Genomic DNA, 1,963 nt, shown 5'->3' on the forward strand with positions numbered 1-1,963 from the left:
CCGGAAGGGCGGGATGACATCGGCGGGGCCTCGGTTTCACGTGCTTCGGGGGTGTGCGGTTCGGCGTCCCCGGCGGAACGGTATCCGCACGCCTGCACAGATACCGTCCGCCCGGCCCCGGTTCACCCGTCGCCGGGCGCTGTCTTGAGCGGTCGAACAGGCCGCGGCCGCCCCCATGACCTCGTCAAGTCCCCCCACGCACAAGGGGCCCACGGTGTCGTGCACCGCGTGTCAGGGGCGCCCTCGGCCGTCTCTCCTTGATCAGGATTTGGCCTGTTCCTGGTCTTGTGTTCGGTTCCGGCGTCCCCCGTTCGTCCGCCCGTCAGAGCCCCGTGAGGTGTTCGGGGCGGATCGGGGTCCGGTCGAGTGCCAGGCCGGTCGCGTCGCGGATGGCGGCGACGACGGCCGGGGTGGAGGACAAGGTGGGGGCCTCGCCGATGCCGTGGACACCGTACGGGGCGTTCGGGTCGGCCAGTTCCAGGTAGTCGACCGGGATGGTCGGCGTGTCGAGGATCGTCGGGATCAGGTAGTCGGTGAAGGAGGGGTTACGCACCTTCGCGGTCTTCGGGTCGACGATGATCTCCTCCATCACCGCGACGCCCAGCCCCTGGGTGGTTCCGCCCTGGATCTGGCCGACGACCGACAGCGGGTTGATCGCCTTGCCGACGTCCTGTGCGCAGGCGAGCTCGACGACCTTCACCAGGCCGAGTTCGGTGTCGACCTCCACGACCGCCCGGTGTGCGGCGAAGGAGTACTGGACGTGGCCGTTGCCCTGCCCGGTGACCAGGTCGAAGGCCTCGGTGGGCCGGTGGCGCCACTCCGCCTCCACTTCCACGGCCTCGTCCCCCAGGACGTCGGTGACGGCGGCGAGCACCTCGCCGTCCTCGGTGACGACCTTGCCGCCCGCCAGGCGCAGCCCGGCCCCCGCCCAAGCCGGGTGGCCGGCGCCGAACTTGCGCCGCCCGATCTCCAGGACCTTCTCGCGGACGAGCTCGCAGGAGTTCTTCACGGAGCCGCCGGTCATGTAGGTCTGGCGGCCGGCGGAGGTCGAACCGGCCGATCCCACCTGGGTGTCGGCGGGGTGGATGGTGACCCGGTCGACGCCCAGCTCGGTGCGGGCGATCTGCGCGTGGATGGTGACGCCGCCCTGGCCGACCTCCGCCATCGCGGTGTGGACCATCGCGACGGCCTCGCCGCCCATGACCTCCAGGCGCACGCGGGCGGTGGAGTAGTCGTCGAAGCCCTCGGAGAAGCCGACGTTCTTGATGCCGACGGCGTAGCCGACACCGCGGACGATGCCCTCGCCGTGGGTGGTGTTGGACAGGCCGCCGGGGAGGGCGCGCACGTCGGTCTCGCCGTCGGAGGTCTCCCACTGGCGCCGGGGCGGCAGCGGGCGGTCCTTGACGCGGCGCAGCAGCTCGGCGACGGGGGCCGGGTGGTCGACCCGCTGGCCGGTGGGCATGATCGTGCCCTGTTCCATGGCGTTGAGCCGGCGGAACTCGACCGGGTCCATGTCCAGCTTCGCCGCGAGCTTGTCCATCTGGGCCTCGTACGCGAAGCAGGCCTGGACGGCGCCGAAGCCGCGCATCGCGCCGCAGGGCGGGTTGTTGGTGTAGAGGCCGATCGCCTCGATGTCCACGTCGTCGACGACGTACGGGCCCACGGCGAGGGAGGCCGCGTTGCCGACGACCGAGGCCGTGGAGGAGGCGTAGGCGCCGCCGTCGAGCACGATCCTGCACTTCATGTGCGTGAGCTTGCCCTCCCTGGTGGCGCCGTGCTCGTACCGGAGCTTCGCCGGGTGGCGGTGCACGTGGCCGAAGAAGGACTCGAAGCGGTTGTAGACCATCTTGACCGGCTTGCCGGTGCGCAGGGCGAGGACGGGGGCGAGGATCTGCATCGAGATGTCCTCGCGGCCGCCGAAGGCGCCGCCGACTCCGGCCATCGTCATGCGGACCTTCTCCTC

At 71.2% G+C, this 1,963-nt stretch carries 1 protein-coding gene; it reads right to left on the reverse strand.

Annotated elements, in window-relative coordinates:
* Positions 1 to 322: 322 nt before the first annotated feature.
* Positions 323 to 1,963: xanthine dehydrogenase family protein molybdopterin-binding subunit (locus VR44_RS37900; protein ID WP_045952222.1), on the reverse strand; the 1,641-nt coding region annotated here is incomplete at its 5' end.

The organism is Streptomyces katrae (assembly GCF_000966975.1).
In the GTDB taxonomy this organism is placed as follows: Bacteria; Actinomycetota; Actinomycetes; order Streptomycetales; family Streptomycetaceae; genus Streptomyces; species Streptomyces katrae.